The following is a 22,694-nucleotide window of genomic DNA, read 5'->3' as shown; positions in this document are numbered from 1 at the left end:
CGAAGGATAAGCTCCGCTCGACTTGCATGTATTAGGCACGCCGCCAGCGTTCGTCCTGAGCCAGGATCAAACTCTCCAATAAGGTTATTGAAAAGAGCGATTCGCTCATTTTGAAACATCTGACGAGAATTTGCATTCTCTAGATGAGATTTCAAAAGCGTGAAACACGCTGTGAAATTCATCGATTTGGAATCACTGAAGTGATTTCCGATACTCACTCGTTGTTCAGTTTTCAAAGATCAAGCTCGTTGTCGGCGACGATGTTCTCGTCAGCAGCAACTCTTATACTATATCATGTTCGGCCGATTAATGCAAGCTCTTTTTTTAATTTCTTTTTTCGAGCTCGGCATTGAACTTTCTTGGCCGGAATAAGAATATACCATGTATAGAGATTCTTTGCAAGCTTTATTTTGAATAAAAATTAATTCCGATTGATAGGGGTCATATAGCACCACTCATTCACCACTGTGCCAAAGGAAACTGCATCTCTGCAGCTCCCTTGGCTATGGTAGAGCAATACAATTACTCGGTACGGTTGCGCATGTGCGGGAACAGCAGTACATCGCGGATGGACGCCGCATTGGTGAGCAGCATAATCAGACGGTCCACACCAATTCCCAGTCCGCCTGTAGGCGGCATGCCGTATTCCAGAGCACGGATGAAGTCATCGTCCATTTCGTGAGCTTCGTCGTTACCCTTTTCTTTTTCTTTAATTTGCGCTTCAAAACGCTGGCGCTGGTCAATAGGATCATTCAGCTCGCTAAAGGCATTAGCGTGTTCACGGGCCACAATAAACAGCTCAAAGCGGTCTGTGAAGCGCGGATCCTGATCATTCTTTTTGGCGAGTGGAGAGATTTCAACCGGATGGCCTGTGACAAAGGTCGGCTGGATCAGCGTTTCTTCTACAAATTGCTCAAAGAAGGCATTCAGAATGTGTCCAAAGGTCATGTGCTTCTCAACCGGCACACGGTGCTCCTTCGCCAAACGCTGCGCTTCCTCATCCGTCATTTGAACACCAAAGTCGACACCTGTCACCTCTTTGACAGCATCCACCATACTCACACGGCGCCAGCCTGGCGACAGATCTACTTCTTGATCTTGATAGTTGATCTTCTGGGTTCCCAGTACTTCCTCAGCGATATGAGCGATCAGGCTCTCAGTCAGGTGCATGATGTCCTTGTAGTCGGCATAAGCTTCGTACAGCTCGATCATCGTAAATTCCGGATTGTGGCGCGTGGAGATGCCTTCGTTACGGTAAACGCGGCCGATTTCGTATACTTTTTCCAAACCGCCGACGATTAGACGCTTCAGATGAAGCTCTATGGCAATACGCATATAAAGCTGCATATCCAGTGTGTTGTGGTGTGTAATGAAAGGACGGGCTGCGGCTCCACCGGCGATGGCATGCAGGGTTGGAGTTTCTACTTCCAGATAGCCATGCGAATCCAGATAACGGCGCATGGATTGGATTATCCGTGACCGGGTAATGAACGTCTGCTGAACTTCAGGGTTGATGATCAAATCCACATAACGCTGGCGGTAGCGCAGCTCTACATCCTTCAGACCGTGATATTTCTCGGGGAGAGGAAGCAGTGATTTGGAAAGAACCTCAAGGTTGTCCACCTTAATAGAGGTTTCACCCGTTCTGGTCTTGAACACCTTTCCGCGAACGCCGATGATATCCCCCAGATCGAGAACGTTAAAAGCTGCATACTGCGCTTCAGAAATACTGTCCTGACGGACATAGATTTGAATCTTGCCGCTGAGATCCTGAATGTGGGCAAAGCTGGCTTTACCCATTACCCGCTTCGCCATGATGCGGCCGGCAATGCTGACCTCAAGATCAAGCTCGTCCAGTTCCTCTTTTGTTTGCCCGTCATACTTGGACATAATATCGCCGGCACCCGTCGTACGCTCATATTTCTTGCCAAACGGGTCAATTCCCAGGGCGCGAAGCTCGTCCAATTTGCCACGGCGAATCGTCAGCAGCTCACTAAGCTCATTCTCTGTGTTATCCACGGTGTTCATTTCCTCAGTCATGTGGTTCATCCTCTCTTACTCACTATGTCATATACACAAGAAGAAACGGCTCCGCCATCATTCATGAGGACAGTCCGTTCCATTGCCAAAAAAGCTGATCTGTATATGTTTTGAAAAAAAGCTTCCCTAAGGAAGCTTTACAGACCTATTCCTTATACACGCCTATTACTTCATTGTAATATCAAGAATTTTATATTGAATAACGCCTGCAGGAACACTAACATCAACAATGGTGCCAATTTTTTTACCGATAATAGCTCTGCCTACCGGGCTTTCGTTAGAGATCTTATTGTTCAGCGGATCGGATTCCGCCGTGCCTACAATCGTATATTCCATAATGTCGCCGTATTCCATGTCCTCGACGCTTACGGTAACACCGACACTAACCACATCGGTAGCAATCTCGTCGCTATTGATGATACGCGCATTGCGGAGCATTTTTTCCAAAGTGATGATGCGCCCTTCGATAAAAGCCTGCTCGTTCTTCGCGTCCTCATATTCGGAGTTCTCACTGATATCTCCGTAGCCAATCGCCACTTTAATCCGTTCGGCTACCTCGCGCCGTTTCACGGATTTGAGGGTCTCAAGTTCTTCTTCCAGACGCTTAAGTCCGTCCGGTGTAAGGATGACTTCTTTATCGCTCATCTCAACCGATTCTCCTGTCGTATACATTTATTGAAAACACCATACTATATGCGAATCTGGAGGGATCAGAACCCTCCTTCTGCTTGCCACTGCTGTAACGGCGATTTTATACTGTGAAATTATATTGGAACCGCTACAAAATGTCAATGATGCCTCATATAATGTTCTGGTGTTAATCAAAAACGCAAGAAAATCAGCATTTAAACCGCCGAAAGAGAGGAATTTAGGCCTTCTTGCTCTTCTTCTTCCTTAAGCTGTGCGACAAAATCATTCAAAATCCGCACCATTTCATCACGTTTGGTTTCTTCCATAATGACGTCCTTCACGCGGGCAGCAGCCTTCATCCCTTTCAAATACCAGGCCAAATGCTTGCGCATTTCCCGGACAGCGACCGCTTCGCCCTTCAGGCTGATCAAACGGTCCATATGAAGAATCGCTACCTTGATCTTCTCCTCCGGACCCGGCTCCGGCATCAACTCACCAGTGCTCAGGTATTGGATTGTACGGTACAGCATCCACGGATTGCCCAGAGCACCGCGCCCAATCATCACGCCATCGCAGCCGGTCTGATCCAGCATTGCGCGCGCATCCTCAGGTGTATTCACATCTCCGTTTCCGATAACCGGAATGGAGACCGCCTCTTTGGCCATACGGATGTACTTCCAATCGGCGTGACCGGTATAAAGCTGCTCGCGGGTTCTACCATGAACACTTACCGCCTGGCCTCCGGCACGTTCAACGGCGCGGGCATTATCTTCTACAAAGATATGCTCGCTGTCCCAGCCGATCCGCATCTTTACGGTTACCGGCTTATCAACGGCGTCAACGACTGCGGATACCATTTCGTAAATTTTGTCGGGATTCAGCAGCCAGCGCGCTCCTGCGTCGCATTTCGTTACTTTAGGCACAGGACAGCCCATATTAATGTCGATAATATCGGCATTGGTTTCTTTATCAACGACCTTGGCCGCCTCAACCAGAGACTCACGGTCACCGCCAAAAATCTGCAGGCTTAGCGGTTTCTCACGTTCATCTACGAACAGCATTTCCCGCGTGCGCCGGTTGCCATGCAAAATCGCCTTGTCGCTGACCATTTCGGCGCAGACGAGCCCGGTTCCAAATTCTTTTGCGATCAGACGAAACGCCGGATTGCACACACCAGCCATAGGTGCCAGAACGACCTGGTTCTTCATCTCAATGCCGCCAATCTTCAGCACGCTTGTTCACTTCCTTGTATGGTTTATTGTATCTTAACGTCCTCTTAATTAGAGGGATTAGCCAATTCGTCGGCAGCAACTCCAAGGACATCCGCAATTTTATTTAAAATTTGATCTTCCAAACGTCTGTTTCCCCTCTCCACTGCGCCCAGCACAGCCAAGGATATTCCGACAGAGTCCGCCAGCTCCTGCTGAGTATATCCCTTCAGCTTTCGGAATGCTCTGACCCGCCGTCCCATACGTTTGTTGTCCACAAGCAAATTCCTTCCTTCCCCTCTATGTCTTGTAGCGCTGCTGTAATTAACTGCCGGAGTCCAGAAGACTCATTCTGCGGCACAATATCATTCAGTGGAAAAAGCACAAACGCCCGCTCCAGCATCCGGGGATGCGGCAGTGTTAAATCCGGGGTATCAATACTCTTATTCTCCACCCATAGTAAATCCAAATCGACTGTTCTCGGTCCATAGCGGATATCCCGGACACGGCCGAGCTGTGTTTCGATACCCAGCATCACTTGAAGCAGCGCCTCCGGCGCTAGTGTTGTGCGAAGGGCTGCCGCCATATTCAAAAACTGAGGCTGATCCAAATATCCTACAGGCTCGGTTTCGTATACGCTTGAGCAGCGAATCACCTCAATCTCTGCATGCTGGTTCAGCCTGATCAAAGCTTCCTTCAGCGTTCCTTCACGGTCTCCCAAATTGGCCCCTAAAGCAATATAAGCCTCTGATAGCTCAGAGGTGGAATGTGTGTTCATGAACGAGGTCTCACTTTCTGGTTCTGTACAGTTCTACGGTCACTCCCTGAAAGTGAATGTCGAACGGCGGATGCGGCTTGGTCACTTTGACCGTTACCGCATTGATAACAGTATAAGTGTCAAGTACCGAGGATGCAATATGTTCCGCCAAAGCTTCGATCAATTTAAATGATTTTGTTTCGACAATTTTTTTAACGAGAAAGTGCACTTCGGCATAATTTACGGTTAACGTGAGATCATCACGGGTCCCGGCTTCCTGCAAATCAAGCTCCAGCTCCAAATCAACGTAAAAGCGCTGGCCCAGCTTGCGCTCCTCTTCAAAAACTCCGTGATAACCATAGTACTCCATGCGGTGAAGCGTCATTTTATCCACTCTGGTAACCTGCCTTCTCATAAAATATATCTGCCAGCAATCGCGATTTATTCACGCACCTGCAGCGGCACAGCATACAGCATAGCGTCGCACATCTGCACAGTACGCTTAATTGTTGCTACATCGTGCACCCGCACGATTTGACAGCCCTGGGCAATCCCGAACGCCACTGTGGCGGCGGTGCCTTCAACCACATCATCCGGCGGCAGATCGAGCACGGTGCGGATGAATTTTTTGCGGGAGGTGGCAAGCAGGACTGGATATCCAAGCTCCGTCAGTTGATCCAGGTTCATCATAGCCTGAAGGTTCTCCGCATAATCCTTGGCAAAGCCGATGCCCGGGTCAAGAATGATATTCTCCCGCTTAACGCCCGCTGCCAGCGCCAGTTCCACGCTCTCCATAATATCAGCAGACATATCGCTTGCCAGATCCTGATAATTGCGGTCATGGCGGTTGTGCATCAAAATAATCGGACAGCCCGCTTCCGCAGCTACAGCCGCCATATTGCTATCCGCCTTGGCCCCCCAGACATCATTAATGATGTGCGCACCCGCCTGAAGCGCCTGTCGGGCCACTTCCGCCTTATAGGTATCAATGGATAACGGCAAATGAGGAGCGGCACTGTGTATACTCTCGATGACCGGCAGCACGCGGGCCAGTTCTTCTTCAAGTCCTACCGGCTCATGGCCGGGCCGTGTCGATTCACCGCCGATATCAATAATATCCGCACCCTCTGCCGCCATTTGCAGCGCATGCTCTACGGCTCTACCCGGTTCATTCCACAATCCGCCATCGGAAAAGGAATCCGGGGTTACGTTCAGAATACCCATAATTAGAGTGCGTTCCCCCAGCGACAGTTCAGCAGCGCCCATATGGTAAGTACGTTTGTATATAACGGGTCTCATTCCGGCGATCCCGTCCTTTCTCTATATGATTCCAGCAATCGCGCCGTGATTCTTCCACATTGTCCGCCGCTTACGCTAAGCCGCTCATTTCCATACCACAGCGTTGTAACCGGAACAATCTCCTGCACCGAATTGGTGAGGAATACCTCATCAGCACTGGCGAGCTGTTCCCAGCGATAGAAACCTTCTTCTATTTGCAGGCCGGCTGTGCGGGCCAATTCCAGCACCATTTCCCGGGTAATTCCCGGCAGGATGCCTGTAGCGATATCCGGGGTGTAGAGGACGTTGTTGCTGATGAAAAAAACGTTGCTGACAATACCCTCGGCGACCTCACCCCCGGCGGTCAGCATCAGCCCTTCCGCTCCGCTTGCAGATGAGGCGTATCCGGCCAATTCACGCTTCGCAAGTATATTATTCATGTAATGCAGCGACTTCAACCGCACCGGCCCCTCCGGGGTATTGCGTCGCAGATTCAGCAGCTGCAGCCCTTTGCCTTCCTGATAGAGGCTGGCTGGTAATCGCGGCAGCTCTTTGATGTAGAGCAGATGATTAGGCTGGCCGTAGTCTCCCGCAGGCAGGCCCAGGATATCCTCACCAGCTGTGACGGTATAACGGATGTAAGCATCCTTCAGTTCATTTTTGCCCATTACGCGGTGGATCCAATCCCGCAGCAAGGCGGCATCCCCTTCAAAAGGAATGCCGAGCTGCCTGCAGCCGTCAGCGAGTCTGCCTAGATGCCGCTGCAGCAGGAACGGTTCGCCCCCGTAGGTACGGAACGTCTCGAACAGCCCCATGCCGTACAAAACGCCGTGATCCAAAGCGGAAATCACGGCGTCTTGAGCATCCGCTACGCGGTTGTTAAATCCTATATATTTCATACCGGTTCTCCGGCTCTCCGTTTCAGGAAATTGCGGAGCATTTGATGACCATGATCTGTAATGATGGATTCAGGGTGGAACTGCACACCTTCTATCGGGTACTCTTTATGGCGCAAAGCCATAATTTCACCTTCCGCCGTCTCTGCTGTAATCTCCAGGCAATCCGGCAGACTCTCACGCTCAACGATCAATGAATGGTAACGGGTAGCGGTAAAGGGTGATTCCATCCCTTCGAATACGGAAGTACCCTTGTGGTGGATCGGCGATGTTTTGCCATGCATCAGACGTTCGGCACGGATTACTTTGCCGCCGAAGGCCTGTCCAATGGCCTGATGTCCGAGACATACGCCAAAGATCGGAATAACGCCCTTGAAATGCTGAAGCAGCTCCAGGCTGATTCCCGCTTCATTTGGCGTGCACGGCCCCGGAGAAATCAGGATATGGTCCGGTGCCAGCGCCTCGATCTCCTGAATGGTGATCTCATCGTTGCGGGATACCTTCACTTCTTCTCCAAGCTCCCCCAGATACTGCACCAGGTTATACGTAAAGGAATCATAATTGTCGATTACCAAGATCATTGTGTTGCTCCTCCTTCGGCGCCGCCGGAGATCCGCAATTCCTGCTGCTGCTCGCTGCAGAGAACCGCCTTCACTACGGCTTTGGCTTTATTATGGCATTCCCGGTATTCACGGTACGGGTCGGAATCAATCACGATGCCCGCGCCCGTCTGAATATAGCCTACTCCATCCTTTACGGCCAGCGTTCGTATAATAATATTTAATTCCATATTGCCGCTATAGTCAATCCAGCCCATTGAACCAGTATATGGTCCTCGCCGTACCGGCTCCAGCTCCTCGATGATTTCCATCGTGCGCACCTTCGGCGCGCCGGTGATGGTGCCGCCGGGGAACAAGGCGGCTATAACGTCGTAAGCGCCTTTACCTGGCGCGATGGTGCCTTCCACTTGCGATACGAGATGCATCACATGCGAGTATCGCTCGACGGTCAGCAGCTCCGGCACGCTGACCGATCCATACGCAGCGACACGGCCGATGTCGTTGCGCTCCAGATCGACAAGCATGATATGCTCGGCGATCTCCTTCTCACTCCCGCGCAGCTCCGCCTCCATGGCGGCGTCCTCAGCGGGAGTATGGCCCCGGCGCCGGGTACCGGCAATGGGGCGGGCGCTGACCTTGTCCCCGTGCAGCTTGACGAGCAGCTCGGGCGAAGCGCTGGCGAGCGCGAAGCCGGGCGAGCGCAGCAGCCCCATGTACGGGGACGGGTTGAGCTTGCGCAGCCATTCGTAAACATCCTCCGGCGAGGATTTCAGCTGCGCCTCCTGCCGCAGCGACAGGTTCACCTGAAATACATCGCCTTGGCGGATGTATTCCTGAACCTTCCGTACCGCCTGCTGAAATTGCTCGGGGGTGAACGCAGAGGCCATACCGGGCCATTCGCCTGTATTGCCGGTGCTGGCTTCAATTATCGCAGCCGCAGCAGCTTCATTTCCAGTGCCTGCTTCTGTAATTCCAGGAGCTACGGAGATATGCCGCCACTGCTCCAGCATCCGCTCTGCGCGCCCGGCAGCCTCTTGATATAGCTCTCTCAGCTCAGCAGAACCAGATGATTTCACAGCAGGAGCAGGCACATGCACTGTGCAGTAAAGCATATCCTCCTGATGATCGTAGATCCACAGCTCTTCGAACCTCATGAAGAGATAATCGGGGAATCCCGGGTCATCCTTACCTAAGGCTGGCAGCCGCTCCAGAGAGCGGACCACATCATAGCTGAGGAATCCGGCGCACCCTCCCGCAAATGGCGGCAAGCCGGGGAATTGGACCCGCGGAGATGTGAAGTCCTTCATCCAGGCTTGCAGCACATTCAAAGGCGGACCCGGCAGCTCTGATTGCAGAGTCAACTCAGTCCGATCCGCAGCACTGGAAGACAAGCTGTATACTTCGGCCGCATCGGCTTTGCCTTGCAATACAGAAACAGGCTGTAAGCCTAAATACGTATACCGTCCGCCTTTGCCGCTCTCCAGGACCATTGAGTAAGGAGAAGCCAGCTCCCAAGCCTTCGTCCAGGAGACGGGCAATCCTTCTGTGCCTTGCGGAAATCGTATGATAAAAGGGAGCAGGCTCCATTCTTCATGCGCCCACCGCTCCCAATCCTGCCACGCCGTTATAATTTCCAAATCCATCCCTCTCCACTCGTCCATTCGTTTATTGCCTGTCAGTATACTGTACTTCATGCTGCTTTGAAAAGCCCGAATCAGCTATTATTAGCAAAAAAGAGCCCCCGCCATCCCTGTAAAAGCGGATGGGGAGGCTCTTCGGAATTGTTTAATCTCAGCAATTACACTTCGAAATTGTACAGTGGAGTACTCAAATAACGTTCGCCGTTACTTGGGATGATGACAACAACTTTTTTGCCGGCTCCCAGTTCCTTCGCCACTTTGAGCGCAGCAAATACAGCGGCACCGGAAGAAATACCGGACAGAACGCCTTCTTCCTTAGCTACGCGGCGTGCCGTTTCAAACGCTTCGTCGTTCTCTACATGGATGATTTCATCATATACATTCTGGTTCAGAATCTCAGGGATAAAGTTTGCACCGATCCCTTGGATTTTGTGCGGGCCCGGTTTGCCGCCGGCCAGAATTGGCGATGCCGCAGGTTCTACAGCATAGATCTTCACATCAGGATATTGACTCTTCAGTACTTCGCCAGCTCCTGTGATTGTTCCGCCAGTACCTACCCCTGCGATGAATGCATCGAGCGGCCCTCCGATGGACTCAATAGCTTCAACAATTTCAGGGCCAGTTGTTTCGCGGTGGATCTTCACGTTCGCCTTGTTCTTGAATTGCTCAGCGAGGAAATAGCTTGGGTTCTCGCTTAAGATTTGTTCAGCTTTCTTAACCGCTCCGTTCATGCCTTCCGATCCTGGGGTCAGCACCAGTTCTGCACCATAAGCACGCAGCAGGTTGCGGCGCTCAAGGCTCATGGTTTCCGGCATAACAATAACGGCCTTATAGCCTTTAGCTGCAGCGACAAGCGCCAAGCCAATCCCTGTATTGCCGCTGGTTGCTTCTACAATGGTACCGCCCGGTTTAAGCAGACCTGCCTTCTCAGCCTCTTCCACGATACTGATAGCGATACGGTCTTTCACACTGGAGCCCGGGTTTTGATATTCCAGCTTCAGGTAAATGTCTGCGGAACCTTCAGGAACTATCCGATTGAGACGAACGAGCGGCGTGCCCCCGATCAAATCTGTTACACTGTTGACGACTTTAGCCATGAGAAAAACCTCCTTGGAATGATAAATAGAATGGGTGCGGACGATAGTCTATACCAGGATGTGCAACACCGCAGTGCAAAGTTATAACGCTGTACGGCGGTAGAATTGAATCCGCCGTTTATTATTTCCGACTAAATCAGTAGGTTTTACATTTAATCTCATATTATCAATCTTGCAGGCTGTTGTCAATATATATCGCTGTATCATATTTAGCGCGCAAATCGCTTTCCACCTGCTGCAAGGGAGCGGCCTTCTCCAGTGCAAGCTCGTTACGAACCTGCTCCCGGATTTCCGCCTGATTCTGCTGCTCGGGTACAGTGATTGAGCCCAGGCGAATGACGGCGTAAGCATCGCCGGTCTGCAGCGGGCCCGCAATGTCTCCAGGCTGCAGACCCGCCGCTGTCTTCAGCAGATCTTCCGGCCAAAAAGGATCATCTTCCTCTACCGTGCCGATATTCCCGCCATGCTGCCGGCTCTCTTCGTCAATGGACAGCTCCTTGGCCAGCTCTGCGAAATCATCTCCCTGCTCCAGCCGGTCCATTACCTTCTCGGCTTCATTGTAAGAGGCAACCTTGATTATGGAGAGCTGCATCTCTTTTTTCGGAGTGAACCGTTCAGAGTTCTGCGCTAAATAATCATCAATTTCATTCTCGCTGATGGTGATGTTGGCCGTAGCCACTGCCTGCAAGGTCAGGCGATAAAGAGTCTCCTCCCGCACTTCCTCCTTGGAAAGCCCCAGCTCTGCCTGCATCTGTTCATAATATTGCTGCTCTGAGCTATAGCCGGCCATGCTGCGCTTCAATTCCTGCTCAACCTCATGATCTGTCACGGTAATACCCAAGGCCTTGGCCTCTTTGTCCACTACAATATGATTAAGCAATCCCAGCAGTACTTCTTCACCATGCTTTTTCTTCAGCTCATCCATCCATTGCCGGTCTGTTACCGGTTGGCCTCCCGCTGTAGCAATATCCTTTGGCTCGCCCTCTGCGACCTCTCCCTTGAGAATGGACATAGCCCGCAGACTCCAGAACAATAATCCTCCGAGCATTAATGTTGCGACAGCCAATAGAATTACGGCATTGCGCAGCACGCGCTCCTGTCTTGTCATCATCCCATTGCCCTACGATTTCGCTTGATCCAGGATTACCTGCATTTCATCCTTATTGAATACATAAGCCTCGTTGCAATAATGGCACACGACCTCGACCTGTTCATCTTCTTCAATCAGTTGCTCCAGTTCGTGCTGGCCCAGGCTGACCAGAGTCTGCTCTATGCGCTCGCGGGAGCATTGACAGACAAAGTTAATATCGAGTCCGTCCAAAATTACCGCATCGGGAAGCAGCCAGCGGAGCATTTCCTCCGGCTCAAGCCCTTGATCCAGTACAGCCGTAACCGAAGGCATGGCTCCGACTGCCCGTTCAATCTCCGTAATCTCGTCATCGGAAAGACCAGGCAGGAGCTGTACAATGAATCCTCCGGCAACCCTGACAGAATTATCAGTCTCAACCAATACTCCAAGCCCTACTGCGGCCGGGGTCTGCTCCGAGACTGCAAAGTAATATGTAAAGTCCTCGCCGAGTTCTCCCGAAATGATAGGCACACTGCCCCGGTAAGGCTCCTTCATCCCCAGATCCTTGCTAATATCAATGAACCCTTCCGTTCCTACCGCTCCGGCAACATCCAGCTTGCCAAGACTGTTGCTGGGCAGATGGACATGAGGATTTTGCACATAACCGCGAACTTCACCTAGAGCATTGGATTCTGCCATAATCTGACCAAGCGGTCCATTTCCTTTGACCATTACCGCCAGCTTTTCCTCACCTTTGAGCATTGCGCCCATCATAGCCGCAGCAGTAACTGTACGGCCCAGCGCTGCTGTAGCTGTTGGATACGTATCGTGTCTGCGCCGTAATTCGTCAACAAGCTCTGTAGTACGGGCAGCAAAAGCTCTTACCTTGCCGTTCATTGCGGTTCCGCGAATCAGCCGATCCTGTTTTTTGTCCATTGGGTGCATATTCCCTCCTATCGCTTGCCCTTGGGCTTCTATATTTTTATTTGTTGCGGTCGTAAATAATACGCAGGCCTTCCAGCGTAAGCATTGGATTCACTTCGTCTATACATTCCGTTTCGCCGGCAATAAGCTGAGCCAGTCCCCCGGTAGCAATAACCTTAAGTACCGGTGCGTTCATCTCCTGCTTAATGCGTCTGACAATTCCCTCTACCTGACCTGCATAGCCAAAAATAATTCCTGCCTGCATGGCATGCACCGTATTGCGCCCGATCACTTTTTTGGGCTTCTCCAGTTCGATCCGCGGCAGCTTGGATGCCCGTTGATACAAAGCTTCTGTGGAAATGCCAAGTCCCGGTACAATCGCCCCGCCAAGATAATTGGCGCCGGCATCAATACAGTCAAAGGTTGTAGCTGTCCCGAAATCAACGACGACCAACGGACATTTATATTGCTCAATGGCAGCAACCGCATTCACGATTCGGTCCGCACCAACCTCGCGGGGGTTCTCATACCGCAGATTAAGCCCGGTCTTAATGCCGGGACCGACAAGCAGCGGCTCCTTGCCAATATATTTGATACACATTTCCACAATGACCTGCACCAGCGGAGGAACGACCGAGGAAATAATAACTCCTTCCACATCCTTGACCGATACATTCGACATATGGAATAAATTATGAATAAGCACACCATATTCATCCGCCGTCGATTGACGGTTAGTGCTGAGCCGGAAATGATGCAGCAGCTCACGCCCCCGGTATACGCCGAGAACGATATTGGTATTGCCGATATCGACTGCTAGCATCATGGACGCGGGCCCTCCTTCTTGGCATTCAGATCCAGGCTGATGTCCAGACTTGAGAAGGAATAGGTGAGCCGTCCTACTGAAATCACATCGACGCCGGACTCGGCAATCCCCCGCACGGTTTCAAGTGATACGTTGCCAGAGGCCTCGGTCTTGATATGCGGTGCTTTAGTTTTGATTCTTCTCACCGCTTCTGTCATCAGCTCAGGAGACATATTATCGAGCATGATAATGTCCGCGCCTGCCGCCAAGGCTTCTTCAACCTGTTCCAGGCTTTCCGTCTCCACTTCGATAGTCATCGTATGTGGAATATTGGCCCGGGCCCGTCCTACAGCCTGACGGATGCCGCCGGCTCCCTTGATATGATTGTCCTTAATCATTACCGCATCGTATAAGCCGAAACGGTGGTTGGCCCCGCCGCCGATGCGGACGGCATATTTCTCCAGCATACGGTGGCCGGGCGTCGTCTTGCGCGTATCCACCAAACGGGTAGGCAGCCCGTCCAACTTCTGAATAAATGAAGCTGTGCGTGAGGCCACCCCGGATAAACGCTGCATCAAATTAAGTGCCAGTCTTTCCCCGGTCAGAATCGCATGTGTGCTGCCTTCAACCTCTGCAATAACTGTTCCCTTGGATACTGCCTGGCCTTCTTGGACCAGAGCAGTGAATACAAGCGAAGGATCTACCACTTCAAATACCAGCTCGGCCACAGGAATGCCACAGATGATGCCATCCTCCTTGGCATGGATAATCCCTTTGGACTCGTGTCCGGCAGGAATCGTTGTACGGGTTGTGATATCTCCGGAGCCGACATCCTCATGCAGCCAGCCCTTGATCATTTGTACTAATTCTTCATTATAGCCATTAAACATCATCACTTAATTCCTCCACTATTCCCAGTTCGCGAATCTGGAGCAGATGCTTCTGCCACTTGGCATCATCCCGCTGCGGATAATCCTCACGGTAATGCGCACCCCGGCTTTCCTCGCGCTTCAAGGCCGATTCAGTAATCAGCAGACAGCAGGTCAGCATATTGGCGAACTCGTATTCCTCTCGTTTGGTCAGAGCCGAATGAAAAATCGGCAGTTGACGTCTTAATTCTTCAAGTCCCTTGACCAGCATCTCTTCATTCCGCCGCAGGCCGACATAACGCACCATTACTTTTTGCAGCTTGAGGCGCCGTTCCACAATCGCCTGGGTCGGTGATTCCACCCGGCCTTCATGGCTGCCTGCCGAAATGTCGTCGCGTTCAAGCGGCGGCAACTGGCGGATACGGTCAATAATCCGCTGTCCAAATACAACCGCCTCAGACAATGAATTACTGGCCAGACGGTTGGCTCCCTGCACCCCGGTGGAAGATACCTCACCGCAGGCGAACAGCCGGGCGATGCTGCTCTCTCCGTTAAGATCGGTTTTGATGCCCCCCATCATATAATGCGCAGCCGGAGCCACCGGAATCCAGTCACTTGTAATATCCAGTCCGTAGCTCATGCAGGTCTCATATATGGTTGGAAAACGGTGTCTGACCATCTCGGATGATTCATGTGTAATATCGAGGTACACAAAGGTCGATTTGGTCAGCTCCATCTCGCTGACAATGGCCCGTGCTACGATATCGCGCGGCGCCAGCTCCAGCAGCTCATGATAACGTTCCATGAAACGCTCTCCATTAATATTCCGCAGCACTGCTCCTTCACCGCGCACCGCTTCGGAAATTAAAAACCGCGGCGCTCCGGGGTAGCTGAGTGCTGTCGGATGGAATTGAATAAATTCCATATCCCGGATATGCGCTCCGGCCCGGTAAGCGATGGCTACACCATCTCCGGTTGCCACTTCAGGATTCGTGGTGTAGCGGTACAATTGTCCTGCTCCACCCGAACACAATATAGTTGCATCCGACTGCAGGAACAAACGCGCACCGTCTGGCCGCTGAACCAGTGCACCTACACATTCTCCCCCATCGGTTATAAGATCAATCACAAAATGATCATCCCATACCTCTATATTATGATGCTCAGCCACCTGCTCAGAGAGTGCACGCACAATTTCATAACCGGTAGCATCACCATTAGCATGCAGAATACGGCGGTGGCTGTGCGCACCTTCCTGAGTCAAGGCGATCACACCGTTTTCTTTATCAAACAGCGTTCCCAAACGGATCAGTTCCCGTACCCCTTCGGGACCTTCATTCACAAGCACATCCACGGCTGCGGAAGAGTTGAGGCCCGCTCCAGCCATGAGTGTATCCTGACGATGGAAGGCAGGAGAATCATCCTCGGCAAACACAGCAGCAATTCCGCCTTGAGCGTAGCGGGTGTTGCTATCCATCAGCGATTTTTTGGTAATTACAATAACCTTCCGGTCCTCGCTGGCTTTAATCGCCGTGAACAGCCCGGCAATGCCTGAACCGATAACAATACAATCCGTCTTTACTGCAGGAAGCTCGCTTAGGTCGAAATCAACCAAATATTGTGGAATCATGACCGCTTTTCACCTGTTTCAACGAAAGAGTAGCGCATGCTACCGGACTTGTAACATGCGCTCTAGGGATGTTCTGGCTTTGTCGGCGACAGCAGGCGGTACATAAATCTGCGGCTTCATCGTCTCCAGGCATTTGACCAGTTTTTTGAGATTATTTACTTTCATATTAGGGCAAACAAGAAATTTGGTGGCAAAATGGAACTCTTTATCCGGACTGTCCTTGCGGAGCTGGTACCCCGTTCCATCCTCTGTTCCGACAATAAACTGCTTGCGGTCGGACTTCTTGCAATAATCAATAATTGAGGTGGTGCTGCCAACGTAGTCGCCCATAGCCACCACTTCGGGACGGCATTCCGGATGGACTACAAATTCAGCCTCGGGATATTTCGCTTTCATCTCTATCACATCTTTGACGGTGAGCATATCGTGAGTGTTGCAGTACCCTTCCCAGATAATCAGCTTCTTGCCGGTCTTATCCTGAACGTATTGGCCCAGGTTTTTGTCCGGTACCCAGATAATCTCTTCAGCATCCAGCGATTCAATCACTCTCACCGCATTGGCAGAGGTACAGCATATATCTGTCTCTGCTTTGATTTCAGCCGAGGAGTTGATGTAGGTCACTACTTTGGCATTAGGATGCTGAGCTTTCAGCTTGCGCAACCCATCCACGTTCACCATGTCGGCCATCGGGCAGCCGGCGCGCTCATCTGGAATAAGCACAGTCTTGTTAGGCGCCAGAATCTTAGCGCTTTCTCCCATAAAGTGAACCCCGCAGAACACAATCACATCGGCATCGGTCTCTGCTGCCTTTTGTGCCAATAAAAAAGAGTCTCCCCGGAAATCTGCCACTTCTTGAATTTCATCACGCTGATAGTAATGAGCCAAAATGATTGCGTTCCGTTCTTTCTTAAGCTGTTCGAGGCGCACACGAAGTTCACGATTCTGTTCCTGCTTGCGCTCAAGCGCCAGAGCTTCCACGGTCTGTTCTCCCCCTTATGTCTTCACGGCTGTAAGCCGGCACATTCATATCAAGTTTATTTAATATTTAATCACTAATGTACACAACGTTCCACCCACTGTCAATGTAACCTGTCAGGCGGAGAGCTGTCTCAAGACCGCTGAAAAAGCAGAAAAATCCGGAGAACCCTAAGGCTCTCCGGATTTCATGAACACTTTTCAAGTCAATGACAGTTTAGACTAGGCTCCCGCCGCCATCTTTATTGCCATCGTTCGAATCATTTCCACCCTCGGAATCCGTGTTATTCGGAATATCCTTGGACAGGTCGCCGAGTGTGGTTGACGTATCTTCAGCTTTGCCTTGAATGCGGACACGCACATCACCGATAGAATCAATTACAGGTTCGCCCTCTTCATGAGTAACTCCTGCAGCTTCCTCCGGTTTGCCATCCTCGGTCAGGTAGCCTTGCTCGATCAATTCTTTGATCTGATCCAGCTCCAGCGTTTCCTTCTCAAGCAATGTGTTCGCAATCAGGTGCATTTCTTTGGAGTACTTGGTCAGCAGCTCTTTGCATCGCTCATAGCATTCACGAATAAAGCGTTGCATTTCCTGATCAATTTCATAAGCAATGGAGTCACTGTAGTTCTGCTCATGACCGATATCGCGGCCCAGGAATACCTGCCCTTGGGATGTACCGAACTGCATAGGTCCCAGCTTATCACTCATACCATATTCCATAATCATGCTGCGCACGATACGCGTAGCCTGCTGGAAGTCACTGTATGCGCCTGTGCCGACTTCGCCGATGAACATTTCTTCGGCAACACGTCCGCCGAGGAGTCCAGTCACTTTATCAAGCAATTCCTGCTTGGTTACAAGCATCCGGTCTTCCTTCGGAAGCATAATCACGTATCCGCCTGCGCGGCCGCGCGGGATAATGGTAACCTTGTGAACCATATCGGCATGTTCCAGGAAATAGCCGACAATGGTATGACCTGCTTCGTGGTAAGCTACGATGCGTTTCTCCCGATCGCTGATGACGCGGCTGCGTTTCTCGGTACCTACGATTACACGGTCAATGGCCTCATCTACTTCAATCATGGAGATGTCTTTACGGTTGCGGCGTGCTGCAAGCAGTGCCGCCTCGTTGAGCAGGTTCTCCAGGTCCGCACCGGTAAAGCCGGTAGTGCGTTTGGCGATGACGTCAAGTCTAACGTCCTTCGTCAGCGGCTTGTTGCGGGAGTGAACCTTCAGTACAGCTTCACGGCCTTTTACGTCAGGGCGGTCAACCGTAATCTGACGGTCAAAACGTCCCGGACGAAGCAATGCCGGGTCAAGTATGTCTGCGCGGTTGGTAGCCGCGACAATAATGATGCCTTCGTTGCCGCCAAAGCCGTCCATTTCGACGAGCAATTGGTTCAGCGTTTGTTCGCGTTCATCATGTCCGCCGCCAAGACCGGCACCGCGCTGGCGTCCGACAGCATCAATTTCATCTATAAAGATGATACAAGGAGCGTTCTTCTTAGCATTCTCGAACAAATCGCGTACACGGGATGCACCGACACCGACGAACATTTCCACGAAGTCGGAACCGGAAATACTGAAGAACGGAACGCCGGCTTCACCGGCTACCGCACGGGCCAGCAAGGTTTTACCTGTCCCTGGAGGGCCCACAAGGAGTACGCCTTTAGGAATGCGGGCGCCTACTGCGGCGAACTTGCGCGGATCTTTCAGGAATTCTACGACTTCGACAAGCTCCTGCTTCTCTTCATCGGCTCCTGCAACATCCTCGAAGCTGATCTTCTTCTTCTCTTCATTATATAACCGGGCCTTGCTCTTGCCGAAATTCATAACCTTGCCGCCGCCACCCTGTGCCTGATTGAACAGGAAGAAGAACAGGATGAACATGATTACCAGCGGGATGATGGAAGACAGGAATGTCAGCCAAATGCTGTCACCTTCCATTTTCTTCTGCGTCAACTCTACGCCGTTTTTATCGCTGGCACCAATAAGTTCATTGAGTGCTGCATCTGTAGGAGGAACGAAAGTGGAGAAGTTTTTCGATTTAGCATCAGCAGGCTGTTGTCTGTATTCGCCTGTAACGGCAAATGCATTGCCTTCGAACTGAATCGTCATGCTCTTCACATTGTCATTCTTGATCTCCTGTCTTAACTCATCGTATCTAGGGAAATCGGCGGATTCATTTCCATTGCTGACAAACTGGACAATGCCCACCACGACTAAAAATAAAATCAAATAAAAACCAGAATTCCGGATGAACCGATTCATCCCCTACCTCCTCTCACAACGCTCAAGTTATTGTACCATAGCCTGCCCAGACTCCTCAAATTGTTAGGGTCTTGGGAATCGGATCCGTGGATCTAAGGCTGTCAATTAGCTTATTTGGAATAAATTTCAGGCTTTAGTACACCGACGTAAGGGAGGTTCCGATACTTTTCCGCATAATCGAGTCCATAACCCACTACGAATTCGTCTGGAATCACAAAGCCGGTATAAGCGGCTTCCAGATTAACGGTGCGTCCTGCCGGTTTGTCGAACAGGGTAACTACAGTAACCGATGCAGCACTTCGGCCCTGCAGCAGTTCAATCAAATAGCTGAGTGTGAGACCGCTGTCGATAATGTCCTCAACAATCAGAACATCGCGGCCTTCGACCGATGCATCCAAATCCTTGATGATTTTGACAACGCCTGAGGATTTGGTGGATGCTCCATAGCTGGATACAGCCATAAAATCCATCTCTACGGGAACTGTAATGGATTTAACCAAATCCGCCATAAAGATAAACGCACCTTTCAGCACACAAATCACTAAAGGCGTGCGTCCTGCATATTCCGCACTCAGCTGGGCGCCGAGCTCCCTGATTCTCTGTTGAATTTCTTCTTCGCTGATCAAGATTTCCTGAATATCGTTCTGCAACTTGCGAACCTCCTAAGTTATACTATGAAAGACTTACTTCGACCATTACGCTTCTTCGCCCTTCTCCGCATCCTCCAGAGTCAAGAGAAGAACCGAGGCCGTGTGCCGCCCTACTGCGGCATGCATCGAGCGCCTTACGCCCGGAATCCAGACGATATTGCCCAAACCATCACAAACGAGGGGAATCACAGAGCGTTCGGAAGAAGGTATTTTATCATCAATGTAAATATCTTTTACCTTTTTGCTTCCGTTTAATCCCATAACCTTTATGGTATCTCCAGGCAATCGGGAACGAATGGTGAGCGGCAGGACCAGCTCGCTGCTGTCAAACCACGCCAACATTTTCCCTAAGTCCTCCCCCTGTGCAAAAAAACTTTCTCTCTCCAGCACCGACATCGTCATTACTTTTCCTATCTCCTTAAGCTCTACACGGGGATGAGGCAAAGATAGCCGATATGTATAATTTAGTTGCTGCTGCTGAGGCTTGGACGAGAACACAATTGTATCGTATTGCCGCATGCAGATCAGCCCTCCACCCAAATCCAGACTCCATACAGTGGGGTGTTCCTGCAGCGTTCCCCGGCGCACGGCTTCAATCTTGGAAAAATCCAAAACAGCTGTGTCTGCCGACAGATAATTTAATATTAGTTTAATCAAACGCCGTTGTAAAGCGGAGGGTATGGCCGCAAATGCCGCTCTTTTGAAGGTGTATTTTCCAGGTTCGCCCAAAACCAGCTCACTAAAGCATTTTACCGCTTCCGCCTCCATAAATTCATCTTCGGCCTGGGCAATTTCGGCCAACTGCAGAAGCGATTGCCGTACTTTGGGGTTATACCCTTCCAGGGCAGGCAGCAGTTCCAGCCTTACCGCATTTCGCCTATACTCCGTCAGCAAATTGCTGGCATCCTCGGCGTAGGGAAAGCCCTCATGACGGCATAGGCTGACAAGAGATGTTTTGTTAATACGCAGAAAAGGACGGATGAGTTCCACATTTCTTTCAGTACGTTTCCACCGCATTCCGCCAAGTCCCGATGGGCCGCTGCCGCGTAGCAGGCGCATAAGTACGGTTTCGGCCTGATCATCGGCATGATGCGCCAGCGCGACAGAACGGGCTCCGTACCGGTGTGCTGTATCAATTAGAAACTGATAGCGCTTCTCCCGCGCCGCACCTTCCGGACCAAGACCGCTCGCTTTGACAATGGACGGAATATCAAACTCCGCCAGCTCAAACGGCAGCCCCAGCTCCCCGGCCATTACGCGAACGCTATCCGCCTCTTCTCTGGACTCGGCTCTGAAGCCATGATTCACATGAGCGCAAATCAAAGTCAGCGGCATCCGTGTCAAGGATATTTCATGCAGAATACGCAAAAGAGCCACAGAGTCCGGCCCTCCGGAAACTGCGACTACAATGGTGTCATGGGGCGACCACAGCTCATGCTCGGCTGCAGACTCCAGTACGGATTCCACCAGTTCATTCATTTGCTCCATATGGCTCCCTTTCTTGCCTGATCGCTGACAAGAGCTGAACCGGTATGGTCAGCCCCCCAGTAATATGTATGATTTCAAAAACGGAATACATAGTAAATGGTAAAAAGCAGCAGGAATAAGGACAGCGCAAAAGCACCTTTCAGCCAGCCGGGTGTCGCTACCGGCTCTTTGCCCATCTTCCTAGAGTTGTAGATATGATTCTTCCAGGCCTCCGCAGCCGCAGCCGTTCCGGGGAATCCGCCCTTAAGCGCCAGGCATATCCATGAGGACAGCTTCTTATCCGGCAATTTTCTGGCCAGCTTAATCAATTCATCCCCGCTTCTCGTCTGCGGCAATTGTGTTGCAGCCGCCTTCAAGCCATCTTCATCCAGCAGCCGGAGACACAGCACGGCAAAAGCAAAGAGATCGTAATTCTCATCGCCCATGCGGCTGCCGGCATTCCAGAATCCCCGGTCATGCCATTCGGTAAATTGCTTCACGCTCCGCCCGATGGGACTTGCGCCCCCGTAATCAATCAGCTCCACCCCGCCGTAATTGGATACCATCACGTTCTCCGGCTTGAGGTCCCCAAACACAAAACCGCACTCATGCAGATTCCGCAGCTCCTCCAGCAGCTTCAGACCAACGAGGCCCAGCCAGGAGGGACCGTTTTTGGCCAAAAAATGATGCAGTTGTCTGCCGTCCACATAACGCATTACATAAAACGGTATGTTGTTCCCGTCTTTATAATCATCCGACTCCAGCAGATAAGAGGACAGGGCCGTCTCGCGGCGGGCACGGTGCTCGCTTCGCTTCCGGTAGGACTGCAGAGAGGTGAGCACATTGATTTCCGATTGAAGCTCAAGTGAATCGTTGCCGATCTTGAGGGCATAGCGCTCCCGTCTGCCTTCCCGCTGGACGAGATATACGGTTCCGTTCGCTCCTCTTCCCAGCATGCGTTCAACGACATAACGGTTTCCCCGCCATTTGCCGCTGATTACAGTGCCGGCAGGATAGGGCGGATTAGACGACATACCCACCAATCATCCCTTCTTTTTCATCGTGATCATCACCTGACAGGCGCTCACGATGTTCATCCAGTGTATCATAACGGTAATGTTCAAGCACCTTGAAAATGGCCGGCCCCGTTGGGGTGGCTCCCCTCATCTTAAGTCTGGAGAAAAGCGAGCGGACCTGCGACACATTCTGTGTCCAGTCCATATCGAGCATAGCCTCTTCACTGCTGGAGCGTCCGGGAAAATGGAAAACGGCGATTTCACTCCGGCCTTCACGGGCCTCCAGACTAAGGGCCAGATCACGGATCGCATCCTCTACCGCACCCAGTTTAGGCTTCATGCTCGCACTGGCGTCAATTAAGAGTGCGATGCGCAGCGGCGAGGTCTCGGTCAGCTCATCCACTACTGTTACCACCTGCGAACGCTGCAGCGGAGGCAGCTCCTCCAGCGAGCCTTCGCCGAGAATTTTTTGTACCTCTTTATTAACCGCCTGCTGAATGGTCTGAACCACAGTCTTGCGGGTCATCATCTGTATTGTCTGTGACAACTGCGGCGTTCCGACGATTCGGCTGAGTCCGCCTCCGGCTTTGGCAATATCTGCGATCTCCCGGCTGCCGAGCTCACCGATGGTTCCGTAATCGACCACACCTACCACATTGACGGTGATGCCTTCCTGCCGGGCATGCGCCGCCGCCATCACCGGGCTTTCCCCCACGTTCGAACAACCGTCCGTAATGAGCAAAATTTGCTTCATATCCGCACTCCCTTTCTTGTATATGTTTCTAGCATATCCAAGGTAGAGAGATTTCAAACGCCGCTTTGCGGGGAATCTGAGATTTAAAAAAACTTAGTGAATGAGAGGAACTCCGAGAAATGTTTGGACTTCCGATCGCTGTTGTCCCCGGATTTAT

22 protein-coding genes and 1 rRNA gene are annotated in these 22,694 nt (G+C 51.3%); all 23 read right to left on the bottom strand.

Going from position 1 to position 22,694, the window contains the following annotated elements:
- A 16S ribosomal RNA gene (locus AC0LWN_RS29440) occupies nt 1-82 on the bottom strand; the annotation flags it as partial.
- A gap of 440 nt (nt 83-522) precedes the next feature.
- Nucleotides 523-2,040, bottom strand: coding sequence for a lysine--tRNA ligase (gene lysS, locus AC0LWN_RS29435; RefSeq protein WP_474671648.1), 1,518 nt, complete (start codon nt 2,038-2,040; stop codon nt 523-525).
- A 165-nt stretch (nt 2,041-2,205) separates the two neighbouring features.
- Nucleotides 2,206-2,685 (bottom strand): transcription elongation factor GreA, encoded by a 480-nt coding sequence (gene greA / locus AC0LWN_RS29430; RefSeq protein ID WP_458967603.1) that lies wholly within the window; start codon nt 2,683-2,685, stop codon nt 2,206-2,208.
- Nucleotides 2,686-2,885: 200 nt separating this feature from the next.
- Nucleotides 2,886-3,902 carry a tRNA dihydrouridine synthase DusB gene (gene dusB / locus AC0LWN_RS29425; protein WP_474671646.1) on the bottom strand — a complete coding sequence of 339 codons (1,017 nt, stop codon included), beginning with the start codon at nt 3,900-3,902 and terminating at the stop codon, nt 2,886-2,888.
- 44 nt (nt 3,903-3,946) lie between these two features.
- Nucleotides 3,947-4,156, bottom strand: coding sequence for a helix-turn-helix domain-containing protein (locus tag AC0LWN_RS29420; protein WP_458967605.1), 210 nt, complete (start codon nt 4,154-4,156; stop codon nt 3,947-3,949).
- Complete coding sequence (gene folK / locus AC0LWN_RS29415; RefSeq protein WP_474671644.1) at nt 4,108-4,656, bottom strand: 2-amino-4-hydroxy-6-hydroxymethyldihydropteridine diphosphokinase; 549 nt, start codon at nt 4,654-4,656, stop codon at nt 4,108-4,110. The genes AC0LWN_RS29420 and folK overlap by 49 nt, the downstream gene beginning before the upstream one ends.
- Before the next feature lie 10 nt (nt 4,657-4,666).
- A complete protein-coding gene (folB, locus tag AC0LWN_RS29410; protein ID WP_474671642.1) occupies nt 4,667-5,029 on the bottom strand; it encodes a dihydroneopterin aldolase in 363 nt (120 codons plus the stop codon).
- Between the two features lie 47 nt (nt 5,030-5,076).
- On the bottom strand, nt 5,077-5,934 hold the full coding sequence (folP, locus tag AC0LWN_RS29405) for a dihydropteroate synthase (RefSeq protein ID WP_474671640.1): 858 nt from the start codon (nt 5,932-5,934) through the stop codon (nt 5,077-5,079).
- Nucleotides 5,931-6,812: an aminotransferase class IV gene (locus tag AC0LWN_RS29400; RefSeq protein WP_474671638.1), complete on the bottom strand. Its 882-nt coding sequence runs from the start codon at nt 6,810-6,812 to the stop codon at nt 5,931-5,933. The genes folP and AC0LWN_RS29400 overlap by 4 nt, the downstream gene beginning before the upstream one ends.
- Nucleotides 6,809-7,390 (bottom strand): aminodeoxychorismate/anthranilate synthase component II, encoded by a 582-nt coding sequence (gene pabA, locus AC0LWN_RS29395; protein WP_458967610.1) that lies wholly within the window; start codon nt 7,388-7,390, stop codon nt 6,809-6,811. Before pabA ends, AC0LWN_RS29400 begins: the two co-directional genes overlap by 4 nt.
- Nucleotides 7,387-9,012: an anthranilate synthase component I family protein gene (locus AC0LWN_RS29390; protein ID WP_474671652.1), complete on the bottom strand. Its 1,626-nt coding sequence runs from the start codon at nt 9,010-9,012 to the stop codon at nt 7,387-7,389. The genes pabA and AC0LWN_RS29390 overlap by 4 nt, the downstream gene beginning before the upstream one ends.
- 155 nt (nt 9,013-9,167) lie before the next feature.
- On the bottom strand, nt 9,168-10,106 hold the full coding sequence (gene cysK / locus AC0LWN_RS29385; protein ID WP_458967612.1) for a cysteine synthase A: 939 nt from the start codon (nt 10,104-10,106) through the stop codon (nt 9,168-9,170).
- Between the two features lie 166 nt (nt 10,107-10,272).
- The gene (locus tag AC0LWN_RS29380; protein ID WP_474671636.1) at nt 10,273-11,217 is read right to left on the bottom strand and encodes a peptidylprolyl isomerase; all 945 of its coding nucleotides are present in this window, start codon (nt 11,215-11,217) and stop codon (nt 10,273-10,275) included.
- Between the two features lie 9 nt (nt 11,218-11,226).
- Nucleotides 11,227-12,111, bottom strand: coding sequence for an Hsp33 family molecular chaperone HslO (gene hslO, locus AC0LWN_RS29375; RefSeq protein ID WP_474671634.1), 885 nt, complete (start codon nt 12,109-12,111; stop codon nt 11,227-11,229).
- 46 nt (nt 12,112-12,157) lie between these two features.
- On the bottom strand, nt 12,158-12,925 hold the full coding sequence (locus tag AC0LWN_RS29370; RefSeq protein WP_474671632.1) for a type III pantothenate kinase: 768 nt from the start codon (nt 12,923-12,925) through the stop codon (nt 12,158-12,160).
- A complete protein-coding gene (gene nadC / locus AC0LWN_RS29365; protein ID WP_474671650.1) occupies nt 12,922-13,797 on the bottom strand; it encodes a carboxylating nicotinate-nucleotide diphosphorylase in 876 nt (291 codons plus the stop codon). The genes AC0LWN_RS29370 and nadC overlap by 4 nt, the downstream gene beginning before the upstream one ends.
- Nucleotides 13,787-15,403: an L-aspartate oxidase gene (nadB, locus tag AC0LWN_RS29360; protein WP_474671630.1), complete on the bottom strand. Its 1,617-nt coding sequence runs from the start codon at nt 15,401-15,403 to the stop codon at nt 13,787-13,789. The genes nadC and nadB overlap by 11 nt, the downstream gene beginning before the upstream one ends.
- A 39-nt stretch (nt 15,404-15,442) precedes the next feature.
- Nucleotides 15,443-16,381 (bottom strand): quinolinate synthase NadA, encoded by a 939-nt coding sequence (gene nadA, locus AC0LWN_RS29355; protein ID WP_474671628.1) that lies wholly within the window; start codon nt 16,379-16,381, stop codon nt 15,443-15,445.
- Between the two features lie 214 nt (nt 16,382-16,595).
- On the bottom strand, nt 16,596-18,650 hold the full coding sequence (gene ftsH, locus AC0LWN_RS29350; protein WP_474671626.1) for an ATP-dependent zinc metalloprotease FtsH: 2,055 nt from the start codon (nt 18,648-18,650) through the stop codon (nt 16,596-16,598).
- A gap of 110 nt (nt 18,651-18,760) precedes the next feature.
- Nucleotides 18,761-19,300 carry a hypoxanthine phosphoribosyltransferase gene (gene hpt / locus AC0LWN_RS29345; protein WP_474671624.1) on the bottom strand — a complete coding sequence of 180 codons (540 nt, stop codon included), beginning with the start codon at nt 19,298-19,300 and terminating at the stop codon, nt 18,761-18,763.
- 45 nt (nt 19,301-19,345) lie between these two features.
- Nucleotides 19,346-20,788, bottom strand: a complete 1,443-nt coding sequence (tilS, locus tag AC0LWN_RS29340) for a tRNA lysidine(34) synthetase TilS (RefSeq protein ID WP_474671622.1) — start codon at nt 20,786-20,788, stop codon at nt 19,346-19,348.
- A gap of 74 nt (nt 20,789-20,862) precedes the next feature.
- Entirely contained in the window at nt 20,863-21,801 is a 939-nt protein-coding gene (locus AC0LWN_RS29335; RefSeq protein WP_474671620.1) for a serine/threonine protein kinase, read from the bottom strand.
- The gene (locus AC0LWN_RS29330) at nt 21,791-22,537 is read right to left on the bottom strand and encodes a vWA domain-containing protein (protein WP_458967621.1); all 747 of its coding nucleotides are present in this window, start codon (nt 22,535-22,537) and stop codon (nt 21,791-21,793) included. The genes AC0LWN_RS29335 and AC0LWN_RS29330 overlap by 11 nt, the downstream gene beginning before the upstream one ends.
- Nucleotides 22,538-22,694 lie beyond the last annotated feature (157 nt).

The sequence above is a fragment of the Paenibacillus sp. sgz302115 genome (genome assembly GCF_056120445.1).
Note: the sequence above shows the minus strand (reverse complement) of the source record. Positions and strands in the feature narration are given on the sequence as shown.